The organism is Tolypothrix sp. PCC 7601, assembly GCF_025677855.1.
GTDB classification, from domain to species: Bacteria; Cyanobacteriota; Cyanobacteriia; order Cyanobacteriales; family Nostocaceae; genus Aulosira; species Aulosira diplosiphon.
This window is the reverse complement of sequence record NZ_CP064879.1, coordinates 7,073,414-7,090,390: the sequence shown is the minus strand read 5'-3', so window position 1 is coordinate 7,090,390 and position 16,977 is coordinate 7,073,414. Positions and strand designations below refer to the sequence as shown.

11 protein-coding genes are annotated in these 16,977 nt (G+C 38.1%); 5 read left to right on the top strand and 6 right to left on the bottom strand.

Annotated features, from left to right (window positions below; translation table 11 throughout):
* Positions 1-100: 100 nt before the first annotated feature.
* Positions 101-823 (top strand): rhomboid family intramembrane serine protease, encoded by a 723-nt coding sequence (locus tag HG267_RS28790; RefSeq protein ID WP_045871015.1) that lies wholly within the window; start codon positions 101-103, stop codon positions 821-823.
* 232 nt (positions 824-1,055) lie between these two features.
* Positions 1,056-1,730: a rhomboid family intramembrane serine protease gene (locus tag HG267_RS28785; protein ID WP_045871016.1), complete on the top strand. Its 675-nt coding sequence runs from the start codon at positions 1,056-1,058 to the stop codon at positions 1,728-1,730.
* Between the two features lie 230 nt (positions 1,731-1,960).
* On the opposite strand, the gene HG267_RS28780 is transcribed toward HG267_RS28785, so the two are convergent.
* The 3 genes from HG267_RS28780 to HG267_RS28770 form a co-directional block, all read right to left on the bottom strand.
* Complete coding sequence (locus tag HG267_RS28780) at positions 1,961-4,135, bottom strand: GumC family protein (protein ID WP_045871017.1); 2,175 nt, start codon at positions 4,133-4,135, stop codon at positions 1,961-1,963.
* Between the two features lie 243 nt (positions 4,136-4,378).
* Positions 4,379-5,716 (bottom strand): polysaccharide biosynthesis/export family protein, encoded by a 1,338-nt coding sequence (locus tag HG267_RS28775; RefSeq protein WP_045871019.1) that lies wholly within the window; start codon positions 5,714-5,716, stop codon positions 4,379-4,381.
* Positions 5,717-6,022: 306 nt separating this feature from the next.
* Positions 6,023-6,727 (bottom strand): cyanoexosortase B system-associated protein, encoded by a 705-nt coding sequence (locus HG267_RS28770; protein ID WP_045871020.1) that lies wholly within the window; start codon positions 6,725-6,727, stop codon positions 6,023-6,025.
* A gap of 358 nt (positions 6,728-7,085) precedes the next feature.
* Between HG267_RS28770 and HG267_RS28765 the strand changes: the two genes are divergently transcribed.
* A complete protein-coding gene (locus HG267_RS28765; protein ID WP_045871021.1) occupies positions 7,086-9,290 on the top strand; it encodes an AAA family ATPase in 2,205 nt (734 codons plus the stop codon).
* On the top strand, positions 9,287-12,487 hold the full coding sequence (locus tag HG267_RS28760) for a DUF2357 domain-containing protein (protein ID WP_045871022.1): 3,201 nt from the start codon (positions 9,287-9,289) through the stop codon (positions 12,485-12,487). Before HG267_RS28765 ends, HG267_RS28760 begins: the two co-directional genes overlap by 4 nt.
* An 84-nt stretch (positions 12,488-12,571) precedes the next feature.
* Here the strand turns inward: HG267_RS28760 and crtB are convergent, their stop codons facing one another.
* From crtB to HG267_RS28745, 3 genes are all read right to left on the bottom strand, one after another.
* On the bottom strand, positions 12,572-13,471 hold the full coding sequence (gene crtB, locus HG267_RS28755) for a cyanoexosortase B (RefSeq protein WP_045871023.1): 900 nt from the start codon (positions 13,469-13,471) through the stop codon (positions 12,572-12,574).
* Between the two features lie 86 nt (positions 13,472-13,557).
* Positions 13,558-14,730, bottom strand: a complete 1,173-nt coding sequence (locus tag HG267_RS28750) for a DegT/DnrJ/EryC1/StrS family aminotransferase (RefSeq protein WP_045871024.1) — start codon at positions 14,728-14,730, stop codon at positions 13,558-13,560.
* Positions 14,731-14,850: 120 nt separating this feature from the next.
* A complete protein-coding gene (locus tag HG267_RS28745) occupies positions 14,851-14,997 on the bottom strand; it encodes a hypothetical protein (RefSeq protein ID WP_155539296.1) in 147 nt (48 codons plus the stop codon).
* A gap of 414 nt (positions 14,998-15,411) precedes the next feature.
* Here HG267_RS28745 and HG267_RS28740 point away from each other — a divergent pair, with 414 nt between their 5' ends.
* Entirely contained in the window at positions 15,412-16,962 is a 1,551-nt protein-coding gene (locus HG267_RS28740) for a GAF domain-containing sensor histidine kinase (protein ID WP_045871025.1), read from the top strand.
* Positions 16,963-16,977 lie beyond the last annotated feature (15 nt).

Here is a 16,977-nt window from a genome sequence, read left to right as displayed (position 1 = left end):
TTCTCAAGGCTAGGTTGATATCCATCCATGAGGTAGAAGCGAATACTAGCAAAATTCAGTATTGTGAGGCTAGTTGCTTATAGATGAGGAATAAACGCCCGTGGTTCCAATTAGAGATAATAATCCTACAGAAATCACGCCTTATGTCACCTTTGGGCTAATTGCTGCCAATGTTCTAGCTTTTCTTTATGAAGCTAGTCTTCCTCCTCAAGCCTTAGATGGGTTTTTACGCTTGGCTGCGGTAGTTCCCAAAGAACTGACTTTAAGTTTTGCTGGGATATCTGTACATCAACCTGTACCAGAGTGGGCTACTTTAATTACCTCACAATTTTTGCACGGTGGTTTATTACACCTAGCCGGTAATATGTTGTTCCTCTGGATTTTTGGAAACAATGTCGAAGATAAATTAGGTCATTTTAAATATCTGCTATTTTATTTATCTTGCGGAGTTTTGGCATCATTAAGCCAGTGGTACTTTTCCCAAAATTCTAGTATTCCATCTTTAGGGGCGAGTGGTGCGATCGCAGGTGTGATGGGAGCATATATTCTTCGCTTTCCCACAGCCGAAATTCTTGGTGTCATCCCTTTAGGCTTTTTCTTCCCCACTTTCCGAGTCCCAGCATACTTCTTTTTAGGTTTCTGGTTCATTCAACAAGCCTTTTACGGCGTTGCTAGCCTAGAAACACCCACCAACATCGGTATGGAAAACGGTGGTATAGCTTACTGGGCGCACGCTGGCGGTTTCCTCTTTGGCGCAATTCTCGGCCCCATCTTAGGCTTATTTAGCGACAAACCCCGAACAGCCTATAGGAATTGGGGATGAGGGGATTGGGGAACTCGGGGCCCCCTCTGGGGATAAGAGGTAATGGGGACTGGGGATTGGGGACTGGGGATTGGGGGAGGAATTCCTATTACCAATTACCAATTACCCATTACCCATTACCAAATGACAAATGACAAATGACAAATAACCAAACCAGGTGTAAATACCTAAACTTCGCAACGACCAGTCACTCAAGCTATATTGCAGATAATAATAATTAGGAAAAACACCTGTGTTTCCCCTTTACGACGAAAATCCGACGCGCATCACCCCATACTTAACTTATGGGCTGATTGGGATGAACGTTTTAGTTTTTCTTCATGAAGTGAGTTTATCTAATGCACAACTAGAGCAATTTTTTCAACTATATGCAGTAGTACCACGAGAATTAACCACCAACTTTTCCTCAGAGTGGACAACGCTATTTACATCCCAATTCTTACACGGCGGTTGGTGGCATTTAATCTCGAATATGGTTTTTCTGTGGATATTTGGTAACAATATTGAAGACCGTCTCGGTCATCTCAAATATCTAATTTTTTATTTGACTTGCGGTGCTTTAGCTGCTTTATGCCAATGGTTTATTGGCATGAATTCTGGGATTCCTTCTTTGGGTGCAAGTGGTGCTATTTCTGGAGTTTTAGGTGCTTATATTATCCGTTTCCCTCACGCTAGAGTTATGACTTTAGCCTTTTTGGGATTTTTTGTCACCACTATTAGAGTTCCAGCAATGATACTAATAGGGCTGTTCATTGTTCAGAATCTACTTTCTGGTTTTGTTAGCCTACAAACAGCAGCTAATATGAGTGTTGAAACAGGCGGAGTTGCTTACTGGGCACATATTGGAGGCTTTGTCTTTGGCATAATTCTCGCTCCCTTATTGGGGTTATTTAAGCAAGAGTATTAGTTTGTTTGTTGACTATTTCGACTGCTGAAATACGATAGACTTTATCCCCCTTCCACACTTAATAAGATTGTGGGAGGTTTAATTTTATACTTTATATAGCAATCCTAAATGATTTATGAAATATTATATGTATGGATGTTGACTGTTAACTGTTGACAGTCAACAGTCAACAGTCAGCAGTCAACAGCCAAAAACGATATTTTTCTCAACTGAAATAGGATTGCTATACTTCAATTATTATTAGCACCTACTGATACTTCTGCTCCTGCTTCTTCTGGTGATGGAAAGTTGGGTGATGGTTCAACTGGCCCAGACCATACAACGTTGATATCAGCACCATTAATAATACCTCCCAACAAACCTAATTCAGATTCAACTAATTGATCAATTGCTTCACCTAATAAGTTTTCTTGTGTATAGTTTGGTCGCGCTACAATTACCATCGCGTCACTGTAAGGTTGAATTAACAAAGCATCATTAGATAAACTTAGAGGATTAGTATCTAAAATTACTAAATCATAGCGCTCGCGCACATCTTCCATGAGCCGACGCATTTCGCTAGATTCCAGAATAGCTGCAGACTGACGCAAGGGGCCAGGGCTAGGAATAATGTATAAATTTTCAATATCAGGAACTATGTGAATACATTCGCTCAAACTGCCGTAATAGCGCAGGGGTTCAATGTTAGCATCTGGGTCAGGAGTAACTTTAAGAGATGTGCAGCTAGAAGGCGATCGCAAATCTGTTTCAATAATTAAGGTTCTTTTACCAGCACGAGCAGAAGCTATACCTAAGTTATAAGCACTTGTAGTCTTACCCTCAGTTTTACCAACGCTAGCAATTAAAAGTACTTTTAAGGTTTTACCGCCCAGACGACGGACATTACTGCGGAATTTTTCATAGAACTCTAAATAAGGAGAATCTGGGGAAAGTAAAACAGGTATAGCTTCCTTATCTAAATCATCAACTGGCATTAATGGCAATTCTCCCAGCAGTGCAACTTCCCGTTGCTTGAGGCTTTCGCGAATATCTTCTCTGGTTTTGAAAACACCTTCCAGCGAACCCAACAAGAATATTACACCACCACCAATCACCAACCCCATCAAACCGCCAACCGCCAATGTCATTGGCATACTCTTTGGTTTAACAGCATCAGCAATGGCGACGGGTTGTCTAGCAAGACTCAAACTGGTAACGGTTTCTGCTTCAGCAGTTTGAGCATCAGCTAGCTTCGCCTGCATTTTGTCATAGACAGCTTTTTTCAGTGTTACTTCTTGTTCTAAACGCGATCGCTCTAATTGTTTATTGGGGATGAGAGAATATACTTGCCGTAATCTTGCTTCTTCTTTAATTTGTTGCGCTAATTGTTGTTGCAGCGTTTCTCTTTGGGTTTGCAAAGTCACCATCTGGTTTGCTAGTTCTTGGCGCGCTGGATCTAAATTACTCTGAGTGCGAATATTCAAAGCATCGCCAGCCAGAGGCGCTGCTGTACCTCCACCACCTACTACTTCAGCAGCGCGCTGTTTGAGTAATTCCTCCGCCGCATCTTTCTGACGTTGCAACTGAATCATATTTGGGTGTTCAGGTCGCAAATCCTTACGAAGAAGCTCAATTTGTGACTCAACTTGATAAATTTGCGATCGCAAGTTACCAATAATAGGATCAGCACTCAAAGCTGAGGAAACATAAGCTTGGTTAACATTTAATCCCAATTTGTCTTGTAAACTGCGAATTTGGGCATCAACTCCAGCAATCGTGAATTGCAGCTGACGTTGCTGATTTTGACTAGTAGTCACCGCAGTTAGTAAACTACCATTCTCAGATGCTAATATTGCTGGTCGCTCTCTGCGATCGTATTGTTCTAACTTTTTCTCCGCTAACTGTAGTTCAACCTTAGCCTCTGGTAGCCGCTCATCAATTTTTTTAATAATAGATTTTAATCGCCCTGTATTAATATCACCACTCAGCTTAACCATCGCCTGCATTAATACACTCAATACCTCTACAGCGCGCTTAGGATTACTATCTTTATATTTCAGCTCAATAATAGTAGACTCTAATTGCCCGCTTCTAGCATTTTTTTTCGGTAGAGTCAGTTCAACATTATTACCAAGAGTTTTCGGTTTAACATTAACTTTTGCTGCTACAGATTCTATAAGTTCATTAGATAGCAAAACTTGTGCATTTAATTCCTGCCCTTGTTGTTGAATCTCAGTACCAGTTGTTGAGAACGAAACTGGTGGACGATTGTAAGTCAGCGCAGAATTTGCTACATAGCTAACTGGTGGGTCTGGTTGTATAGCCACCACAGTTGAACCAGCTACAACTAATGTAAAACTGGCTAATCCAATCCATTTATACTTCTCAAAAGCAATAATATAACGTTTAACAATAGGTGGAGTCATAGCAACTTAGGCATTTGTTATAGGGCATTTGTCATTGGGTAATTGGTAATTGGTAATTGGTAATTGGTAATTGGTAATTGCTCCCCTCATCTCCCTTATCTCCCTCATCTTCCTCATCCCCCCAATCCCCATTACCCCTTATCCCCAGAGGGGGCCCCGAGTTCCCCAGTCCCCAGTCCCCAGTCCCCAGTCCCCATTACCCCTTATCCCCAGAGGGGGCCCCGAGTTCCCCAATCCCCTCAACTACTTCGACCCGCCAGTAAAGAAGTCAAAGAAGCGAATAAAGCTTTGAACGTTAAAAAATGGTTGAGTAATTGTAGTCAAGGCGTTGGTAATTCTACCGATGAGGTTTCGACCAACCACAATAACATCATTATCTTGAAGCGGCACGTTTTGAGAACCATCGCCACCGAGTGCTTTTTTAGCATCTAGTCTTTGGGTAACTGCTTGACCTCTTTCTGGGTCAAAGCGTACTAAAGCAATATCCCGGAGGTTGGCAGTATCTAAGCTTATACCTCCCAAGGCATCAACAAAGGTACTACCATTAGGCAACACTTGATTGGCAATGCCTCCCGCAGCATAGTTTAATACCCTGACTCTGATTTGCGGTACCGCTAAAGTAGAACGAGCAATCAAATTGCGGTCATAACCGTCATCGCTACCGATTTCTCGACGTGGCACAATGATGGCATCGCCATCTTGGAGGCGGGTATTAGGTAAAGAACTACCATTTTGTAAGGCTGTATATAGGTCAATATTTTGGGAAATCACGGAGCCATCAACCAAGCGCCGCCGCACTTGCACTTGCCGCAAATCTGCATTCATCGTAGTACCACCAGATGTCAGCAAAGCATCCGCAACCCGGGGTATGGTGGATGAAATTGAATAAATTCCCGGTCGAAATACTTCACCGCTAATGGTAACTTGAACTGGTCGTGGTGCTGCTAATGAGACAACCACAACTGGGTCTACCAAAACACGGCTTAAACTCAAGCGAATTTTTTCTTGTGCTTCTTCCACACTTAAGCCTTGGAGGGATACTGTACCTACTTGCGGTACGACAATGTATCCTTCCGGATTAATTGCTGCTTGGAAACTTAAATCTGGACGTTGCCCTACCAATGATAAAACTACTACCGGATTAACTACGTAGCGGTCGAGCAATATACGGATTTTCTCTTGTGCTTCTGGTAAAGTTAAACCTTGAAGCGACACTGTATTGATCAGTGGGACAATAATATTGCCTTCTGGATTAATTGTGGCTTGAAAGCTCAAATCTGGAAAGCGTTGCACCACAACGCTAATACTATCTTGCGGCCCTAGGCGATAGGGGCCAGGAGGGCGCTGAATGACAATACTAATTCCATCTCCAGGGCCTAAAAGGTAGCGGTTGAGTTGGGGAGAGACTTCGTTATTAACATTCCCTGGTACAGTTTCAGTAGGGGATGGAAAGGGGAGCGATGGAGCAGGCTCTGATGGCTGTGCTGGGGATGTTACAGGTTGAGCAAACACCTCAACTGCTGTGGTCAAGAAAACACCTACCTGGAGACTGACCAAACACAAGGCGCTAAATACACGCATATTGATAAATAAAAACTATAAGCATTTTTTTATGAGCAAGCTAGACCCAAACTTGGGTCTATTTGAGTCGCTATTTTACTCTGCAAATACCTAAAATGTCTCGTCTGTATCCGAGAAATTACTATGTTCTTAAATGTAAAATTTTGGTGAATTTTGTATAAATTATCAAAATAAAACTAAGTATATTTGGTTTTGAAAGAGCGATCGCATTACCCTAAAGATTTCAGATTTAATACCCATCTCTGCACATAAATAGGGACAGAGCAATGCTGTGTCCCTATATGCTGAATAATTTATTTGCTTTTTCTAAAGCAAGCGTGTCATTAATGCAGTTTGTACAGTCTCCCCAATAGACTCAGCTAAAGGCCAAATTTTTTCCACCTGACCTAAAGGTTCCATAGGAATGAGAATACTCACAGCCACCCAAGGAACTCGCTGCTTACGCCACTGCGCTAATTGATCTGCTAAAAACCAGTTTAAAGGTGATGGATTTCCACCATTTGGGAGAGCATACCATTGCAACACCCCAAAAGTTGCTTGTGATGTAGCAGCGCGAAAGAACCTAGCTTCTACCTTAACTTCACTAGGCTGTTTCACAGTCAATTGCGCTGAACGATATTGGGCTACATCCCACTTTCCCCAACGCGACTTTCCCCAACCGTTGACTTCTGTCCACTCCACTTCCGGTTTATCCATCGGGCCATTTTGCGGTAACAATAGCACTATGGCTTGGGTGTCGGAGTCTTGTTTTTTAATTAGTTGTAGCGACCATTTATGTTCGCCAACTTCTTGTTCATTCTGCTCAACATTTTGCCAACCAGGAATATTTAACCCTGAATTGCGTATCTGTTTCAATTCTTTGAGCTGAATCACAGGTGCTAGCTGTTGCCATTGCCATTTTCCTGTCAAATATCCGGGAAAACTGCCAATAACGAATAATAGTAGTAATAATAACAGTACTACTAGTTGAGTCCATTGACTTTCTTTAACAAACTTAGATAAGGAAATCATCAATAAAATTTGCAATACTTAAGCAAGATTTTACCGCGCTCAATAGTGAAATGAGTTCAGTAATATTCACATTTAATAGCACTAATTTTATGAGCTTAAACTAAGCAATATAAACTTTTTTATCATGATATTAATGACATTTGATATGATAGATTTTATCTTTTTTAGATAAGTATTATATGACTTTTAAGCTGATATTTGACAATTTTTGAAGATTAATAGGGAATATTTATAGCTAAAAATACTGGAGTAAGAGAGATAAAAATAGTTTATTCCAGTAAAACTACTAAACCCTTGTAAAAAATATTTATCTAGAATGTATAGATAAACTTAGCGTCAATATTTCTGAGGTTGAAGGGTGCAGAATTTATCAGACTGGGCGTTATCTGACTGGGTAATAGTAGGTTCAGCTGCATTATTTGTAGGGGTAACAGCATCCTTTGCTGGTGGTGCTGGTGGAGCAAGTGGAGCATTACTAGGAAGTAGTACAGGCGTAGTTTTAGGCGCTGCTATTTCGAGCAAAAGACAAGGGGATAGAGATACTGAGATAAAATTACTAAGACAACAGGTAGATCAGAAAAGCTCTTTAGAAAAAATCAAAGCAGAAATCACAAATTTAACACCACGCGTAACAGAACTACGAAGAATACACACGGAACTAGCAACCGTTGAAGGGCAATTTGTTCAAAAGCAAACAGAGTTACAGCAGGTTGAACTGAGGCTAACAACTCTGAATCAGCAAAAGCTGGAATTAGAGCGTCGAGTCGTTGCCATAAATCATCACAAACCAGACTTGTCTAATCTTGAAATACTACAAAAACAAATTGAGCAATTTAGGTTTGATAAAAGTAGTTTGGAAGGTCAAATTAATGCCCTACATTCCCAAGTTGAATCTTTAGAAGAACAGAAGCGATCGCTCATCAATATTGAAACAGAATTTTCTACTAAACAAAAACAGTTAGAGTTACTCAATCAACAAATAGCAGAGCATAAAACTACATCTCAAGAACTAGAGAAAAGAGCAGCAGAACTCGAATTATTAAGAGCTACCTATGATGGTATATTCAGCCAGAAACAAAGCTATGAAGAAAGAATCAATCAACTAAAACCAGAAATAGATAGGCTGAAATTCGAGAGACTGGAAATATTACATGCAATAGAAGAGAGTCAAGGAGAATATCACAAAATCGAACAATTACGGCAAACCTTATCGGAATTAAAATTTCAAATTCTAGATAAAGAATCCTATGTAAGACAATTAGAACGAGAAATTCAACATTTAAATGGTATTAAAGCTGGTTTAGAAGAGAATAATGCTAAATTACAACTAGAAAGAGACCAGCTTAATGACGAAATCAAACGCCTAAAAGGAGAAATTGAAAATATAGAAAATAGTTCTAGAGTAGCACTACAAGCATTAAGAGAAAAACTATGGCTAAGATTAGCAGAATCTAAGTGGGCTGTCGTTAATGCTCAACAAAGTGAACAAATTTTCTTAGAGAATTTTATTCAATATATTAATGGTCAAGGCTTAAATTTCCCAGAGCGTGTAATTCATGCTTTTCATACTTCTTTAAAAGTACAAGATATTTCAGCTGTGGTAATTCTAGCTGGAATTAGCGGTACAGGTAAAAGCGAATTACCACAGAAATACGCTAATTATATCGGCGCACAGTTATTAACTTTAGCTGTCCAACCGCGTTGGGATTCGCCTCAAGATTTGCAAGGATTTTATAACTATGTGGAGAAAAAATTTAAGCCCACTGATTTGATGCGCGGACTGTATCAATATAATCACGATTCAGCTATGCAAGACAGAATGGTAATTGTCTTGCTAGATGAAATGAATTTAGCGCGAGTTGAATATTATTTTAGCGATTTCTTATCTAAATTAGAAGCTCGTCGCAGTCACCCAACTTATTTAGAAATTGATGTTGGTAGCTTACCATTACAAGATAATGAACGTAGATTAAAAATTCCCAATGAATTCTTGTTTGTGGGAACAATGAATGAAGATGAAACCACTCAAACATTATCAGATAAGGTGCTAGATAGAGCTAATGTTCTCACATTTGGTAAACCGCAAAATTTAAAATTGCGTCAGCAAAGTAATAATCATGCTACCAGTGCTAGACCTTCAGGATATTTAGCTTACTCTGATTTTAGGGCTTGGGTGAAAACACCAGATCCTCATTCTCAAATTGTAGAGAAAGTAAAATCTTATCTCGATCGAGCAAATCAAGTAATGGAAAAAATGGGACATCCTTTTGCTCATCGTGTTTATCAAGCAATTACTCAGTATGTGGTGAACTATCCAGGGGTTGAAAACACTAATTCAGCAGCTTTTAAGTTTGCTATTGCAGATCAGTTTGGACAAAAACTGCTACCAAAACTACGAGGAGTGATGATTGATGAGTTTGCAGATGAATTGGAGCAATTAAGAATAATTATTGAAGAGATTAAGGATCAGCCATTGATTGCAGCATTTAAAAAAGCCCGTGCTGGGCGTTACGGACAATTTCAATGGCAGGGTTTAATTTATCAAGATGAAGTAGTACAATGAGACTCTATTCTAGCTTATTTGCTTATTTAAATGAGTCTCCTGTACTTATAGAGACTCTATTAAACGCACGCGATCGCCCAATAATTGCACTAGATCCAAAAGAGGAATTATCCGCGTCATCGTTTTTAATTCGGATTGCTGATAGAGTCTATGAAATTGCTTTCCCCTATCTAAAACCAACAGATATCAGTCAACATCCAAAGCAGTTAAAGTCTGTTTTTCCTGTAAAAATTTCTGGACACATATATCATCTACATATCACTGATGAAGTTCTAGATATTGAGACGATCAAAGATAAACAAGAAATTACCGAATGGGAACGTATTTTAGAGACACGTTTAGACAATACAACGTCTTTTCTCATCCGAATTTTAGTTGGAAATTTTGCCAATATATTTGATAATCATCAAAGTAGACAGCCCACAATTCTCGTTAGCCAATTACAACAAAAATTAAATCAATTTAATGTTGATGAGGCGAATATACCTATAGTAATTAGCTTAGAACGCCGTTATCAACTCCGGCGCAAATTAGAAGCGATCGCCTCTCATCTTCGTCACCAACTCAGAAGGCAAGCAGAACTCATGCCTTTGGGTAGAATTCAAGAAATGGATAGCTATTGTTTGAGAGACTATATCCGCCGTCCTGGTTCAACTCCAGCAGAAAAGGCGGGAGCCAAACAACAGTTAATGGGCATTCAAAGATATCAAGATTTTAACACGGCAGAAAATAAGTTTTTGGTTTATTTTAGCCAAATTTTATATTTTAATTGTTACCAATATCAACGGAGTGGTGCAAGTCAATATCTAGCAGAAATCAAAAAATTTAGTTTAACAATTGACTTATTCAAACAACAGCCAGTAGTTCAAGATATACAAGATAGGCGATATCAATTTACAAAACCTAACTATGTTTTACAACAAAACCCTATATATAGAAGCTTTTATCAAGCTTACTTAGAATACATTCAAAAGAAGTACGAAAAGGAGCGTTTATGGTCATTTCGTAATTATTTACTTGCTGATTCTATCTATGTTTTATTAACCGCAGCCCTATTACGTTTTCAAAACATAGGTTTCGCCGCTAATCTCAAGATTACTGGTACTAGTGTTCCTGAACAAGGGCGCTATATTGATCAACGAGAAAATCTAGCCGTTAAAGTATTTCTGAAAAATCAAGTCTACGTCTTTAGTTTGAAAAAAATATCTGAGGAATTCTCAAGTGATTTACTACTCACTGTAGACATTCATCAACTAGACTCAGCGCAATTAGAATTTCAGCAATTAGTTTTTCCAATTTGGGTATTTTGGTATCGTCCAAGTGATAACACACTCGCTCAAATCAATAAATATTTAAACAATTTAATGAATGTCCATAATATTAAACAAGCATGGATATTTTATTTACAATTACCGCCAAATCAATTTTCTCCACACGGAATTATACAGCCATTTACTAATAATGTTGATACAGTTAATCATCTCACTAACTATTTACAGAAAATTTCTCTTTTTAAAATTCTCCAGCCTTGTATAAATGAAGAAAATATAAATATTGTTACAGAAATTTTATACAATCAGCAGATTTTTTATAAAAGAGTAACTTTATCAATGGCTGCGATCGCAAATATTGTATCCAGTAAAATCAATATTCAATCTCTCAGACGACTAGCTAGTAACCACTCACAATATCAATTTGTACTAGTCAGTCAGTACAATATTTTTGCAGACATCCAGCAAAATTTACCAGAATTTATTTGTCTTAACCCCCTCTCTCAAGAGTTTCATAAAATATGGGAGAAAAAACTTGAGTGTAACTTACCGCTTTTTGGAATTTATCTCGATCAAATAGAATTCGCCATCGGTATCGCAGATAGTACAGGGAGAATATCAACACAATGGATTCAATTATCTAATCAAGAAAATGCCATTTCTTATGAAGGCGATCGCACAGTTTTAATCGGGAATATTCCTAGTTTAGAACAAAAATTTTTCCGCATAAAAAATAAAATAGCTAATTTACCTATCAGGGTAAATGGTGAGGACTACTGTAAACATGGTATACCACAAGACTATAAAATTGAAATTAAAGACTATGAAAGTAATGAAGATGTCCGCATAGGTATAGAGTTTCATCTGCAACCTGGTTCTTTTCCTGAACTTAAAGTTACAGATATAGATAGTAAATATAATAATATCAATACTTTTCTGGCAGATAGAATACAAATATCCTATAGCTATATTCCACCTGCAAAAATTACTAGCACTCGTCAGCAAGAATCTTTAAATCAAATTGCTCGGCTCAAAAGTCGTCAAGATTTTCAAGAATTTACAACTAATTTAATACAAATCTCTCAAGCTTTAGATAGTATTTTTACTATAAAAGATAATGATAATTTTCAAAACCTCTTAAAAGATACTTACAAAAAAATTGATAGGCAACCGCATAAAGTAGACTCATTAAAATTAGTCGATAGTTCATCTATCGATCCATCAATTATAGAGATAAAAGAAGTAATAATTAGCTGCAAAATTTACAGATTGGTTGATTTAATTTGTAAAACTATCAAAAATAATAATTTTAATAGCTTAAGCTTATCTCAGCAAAGAACTATAGAAAAAGCAATTATATTTACTGGTAAACTGTATAATTTTGCTCAATATTCATCATCAGATAAGCTGTTTAGCTTAACACAATTAAATACATCTAGCTTAAGAAATGAATATTTACAATGTCTTGCTAGAGTTGCAATAAATGAAAAGCGACAAAACCAATATTTTGATTGGTTTAACTCATATTACTCCTTAGAAAAAACTAAATATTTGTGGGGTTATAGTCGTATTTTACTTTGGTATTATAACTTTAATTTTCAAGCTAATTCTCTTAATTATCAAGAACATTTTAGATTAATTATGGAATATTTACTTAGTAAACCACATACAGGTTTTGATTACACTTATAAACAAAATGCATTTTTATCTTTGTTGTATTTATTGTCATTCCGTGAGCATGATAAAATATTTTGCCAAGAGGGGTCAAGAGAAAATTTAACAGCTACACGAGTTATTGAACATTTCAAACAGGATAGAATTATCCTTAACCAAGTAAGCAGTGAAAAACCACTCAATCAATATTTCCAAGAAATGATAGAAGGAACTGCTACTGAAAACGATTTAAATAATATTGTACAAGCTTAAATTTTGCATTTAGAAGTATATTTGTATTAGTCATGCTAAGAAAGAATAAATATTGGCGTTAGATTGTAGAGATTTACTCTGTATTTATGTTTCACTTTCACCTTCTAATGCTTTGTCTGAAAACATTGCAAAATAACTATTAATTTTATTCAATAAAGGCACTAATAATAGCAGCATACAAGCAGAATAAAGGTCACCACCCCAACTATCATGCAACCATTTAAAAGCTGCTTCTTGACCTGTGCCATGAAAAAATGTGAGTGCAGTATTACGAATAATATTGGCAGTAATACTAATAACCACAGCAACCATTAAAAACCAAGTTGTTGTCCGACGTGAGGATAAAGAATCTGTCCAATAAAGCAGCATTAAGCTGACATATATAGTAGTGAACAACATTTTCAACCCAGCACAATAGGGAGCTACTTCCACAATTCTGCCGCCTACATACAGATTTACTGAGTCTACTGTTACTGCCATACCAAACTGATTCAAAATGAAACCAGCTGTCCCAGCAATAAAACTTTGTAGAGGTAAAGTGTAAGGAGTAATCAAGTAAGGTACTGCTGTGGGAGTGGCTAAAAATACTAATAATAAAGGGAATCCTTGTAATCGTAACCCAGGTATACCCTTAAACCATAAACATAATCCTGCCAAGATAGTGGGTAAGGAAAGGTTTACCCATTCTGTTACACCACTTAAATACAAAACTCCCCCGACTAAAAGTAAAATAGCACCTAGAGGATTGAGACTATCTGGTAGTCTTTGCCATTTTTTTCTTCCTAGCCAAACTAGATAAGCCGCAAAGGGTAAACCAATCATCCCGTGGCTGAAATACTCATGCTCTGTACTAATATTCTTATGCAACCAACCATCTAACCAGTGCAGCAATATAGGCGCATAAAGTAGGATTAAAACGCCAAAAATTGCCAAATTCAGCAATTGTGCAGTATTTGTATTTTTTAGTTGTTGTGGAATTGCCATGATGTTAAGCACTGCAAAATTTATTGGTAGTTAATGCTTTTGTAGTCAGCACTTTAGTGCTTAAATTAACAGGAATAAATTCCCAACTACGAAATGTACATTAATTGTTGTTGACTGCTAATAATTGAACTAATTGCTGCCACAACTTCTTTAATTTGGCTACTGCTTAAACCGGGATACATAGGTAAGGATAATATTTGTTTTGCCAGCTTTTCTGCTTGGGGGAAGTCTCCCTCTTGATAACCTAAATTAGTAAATGCTGGCTGGATATGACAGGGAATTGGATAATGAATACCTGTCTGAATGCCATTTGCTGCTAGTTGTTCTTGGATTTGTTCCCGTGAGAGGGGGCAAGCATCATCTACTCTAATCACATAAAGATGATATACGTGCCCTGTATCGCTATCATTTTTTATCGGTAGAATGCCAGCAGATGCTAAGGGTAATAGTTCTTGATCGTACTGTTGAGCAATATTGTTGCGATCGCAATTCCAATTTTGCAAATATGGTAGTTTTGCCAGCAATACTGCGGCTTGTAAGGTATCTAGGCGGCTATTGGTGCCAAAATCTGTATGAAAATACTTTTTCGCTGCGCCATAATTCCGCAACCGCACCATTGTTTGCGCTATGTCTGCTTCTCGCGTCAATAACATCCCGCCATCCCCAAACGATCCCAAATTTTTGCTGGGGTAAAAACTATAAGCAGCTGCAATTCCCACTGAACCAGCACGATATCCTTCCCGTTCCGCTAGGTGTGCTTGGGCCGCATCTTCAAAAATTAGCAACTTGTATGTGTCAGCAAAGTCTAACAATTGGCGGGGCGATACCATCTGACCATAAAGATGCACTGGAATAATGGCTTTAGTGCAAGGCGTAACTACTTTTGCAGCTGCTTCTAAGTCAATTAAAGCAGTATGGGGATCGCAATCTACAAAAATTGGCTTGGCCCCAGCACGTAGAACTCCAATCAAAGTGGCGACAAAAGTATTCACTGGTAACAAAACTTCATCGCCGTTACCAATATTACAAGCTTGCAAACCCAGAGCGATCGCATCGGTTCCAGATGCTACACCCACACCATATTTTGTCCCAGAGGCTGCCGCAAATGCGGTCTCAAAATCCGTAAGTGCTTTTCCTAAAACAAAATCACCTTCGGTTAATACAGCCTCAATTGCTTCTTCGAGTTGACGTTGAATCGGTTGATGTTGTAACTTAAGCTCTACAAAAGGAATTTTATTACTAGTTGAATTTATTGGCATATTACTTTAATTTGAATACTCAGGTTTTATTTATGTGACTGATGCATGATTCCACAAGCTTAGGCGCAATTATTTGCGGTTTTTTACTAAAAATTCATTATTAGGAAAAATTACGATATTTTAATCATAAATATGCCTAAATCTGGCTGTAATGATATTTTTTGCCAAAGCAGATATGATGGCTGCAACTATATGTTGCCTACAATCATCAACAGCTTTGACATATCTAATATTAGGCTGAGTAAATAAGGCAGAATTTTTGCACATTACTATCCACTCTTCCAGAGATTGCACTTGGAAAATCTAGCGTCCAGCTATTGTAGGTAAAAAGAAATTCAGTTTAAGCACTAGAAATTTACCTAATATATGTAAGAATGGTACAAATTTTATGTCCCATCCTTGCTTAGTGTTATATTACCCAGTCTAAAAGACTAACTAACGCTGTCTAGCAGTAAAAGATAAAGTAATATGATTGCCACAACTTTGAAGAGAATTTTGACTATCGGTAATTACTAAGTCAGAGACGATTTCTTTCTAGATTAATGCCATCAGAGAAAATTTTTGTCCTGAGATTGTTGATCGGAGGTTAAATTGGGGAATGCTTAAAAATAGCAAATAATAATCCACAAACAGTGGTTATATAAACTACAGTATCGAGCAATTATCAAGGTAGTGATGCTAATGGTAGAGCCGGAAAACAAATTATTAGCCTTAAAGGATGGTTGGGCTTCCCAAGAACCAAAAGAAAAACAACGCCTAGAAGCATTGTCAGACTTGGGTTTGCGGCAGTCAGAAACAATTCCCGTATTTGAAGAAGCCACTCAAACTGCTGCTCATTTTTTGGAAGCACCTATTTCCATTTTGGGATTTGTAGATCAAGAACGTCATTGGTTCAAGTCAGCAGTCGGTCTATCTCGGCTAGGACTGATGAATCATTTGGCACAAAGTCGTCAATTATTACGGAGGGAATCTTTTTCCAGCCAAGTAGTTGATAGTTTTCAATTTTTAGTTATTAATGATACACATAAGATTACCGACCCAGTACTTGCTGGTAGCAAGTTGATACAGGAATATGGGATTCGGGCTTACTTAGGGGCACCACTAATTGATGCTTCCGGTCATTGTCTGGGCGCATTAGAGGTCATGGATTTAGTACCCCGCAACTTTACAACCAGAGACGTTGAGTTTCTCCAAATCATCGCGCGTTGGAGCATGAGTGAGTTTGAGCGCAATCGGCTGTTACAGAGTAAATCAGAAATTAGCGCTGCTAAAGCACCTCTGAGTTTGGCATTTAATAATGATAGTAACAGTGAGATCAAACTCAGCCCCTCTACTTTAGAAAAAGGCTCTTTTTCGACAAAAGAACTCAAACTAGAACTTTTAGGACAGCTAACTCAGGAGTTACGGACACCTCTGACATCTGTACTAGGTATGGCTAGTGTGCTTGGGCGGGAGATTTATGGGCCGTTAACGACCAAGCAAAGAGAATATCTCGATATTATTCAACATAGCGGTCGATATTTACTGTCCTTGGTCAATGAAATTACTGAACTAGGAGCAATGAATGAAAGCTCTAGCGATTTGAATCTAGCTCCTGTAGATATTGAAATGGTATGTCAACAAGCCATCAATACTCTAGAAGAAGCTGCTAACCGCCGCGAGCAAGATATTCGTTTATCTATAGAACCTGGACACAGCCGCATTTGTCCTTTAGATAAAGATAAAGTCAGACAAATGTTGTATCACCTAATTTTTAGCGTGATTCAGATGTCTGCTACTGGTAGTGTTGTTCGCATTCATGTTTCTTACAAAGAAAACATGTTGAACATTACGGTTTGGGTATCTCATCCTTGGTTAGGAGATGGAATCACTGAAGTCGATCCCTATTTTCGTCTTAGCCCCTTAACTCTGCTGGAACTGACTGGTGAGTCCTCACCTTACAATCTGCATCTAGACAATCATGAGCCAGTGGCAAACTTACCATTAATCATGGATGCCAAAAACTTGCATGATTCTCACTCCGATGTCTTGACTATGAATTCAGGAGTAGATGTGGCTCAACGTCAAAATGGTTTGTCTCGGGAAAGCTTAGGCTTATTACTTAGCTGTCAGCTAGCAGAATTACATGGGGGACAAATTTCTATTCAAGGTTCGCCAGAATCAGGATACCGCTATGTGCTTTCTTTGCCATTACAAGCGGTGACATCCGCAGAGACAGTTAATGATATGTAAGTAAACGTCAAAAAC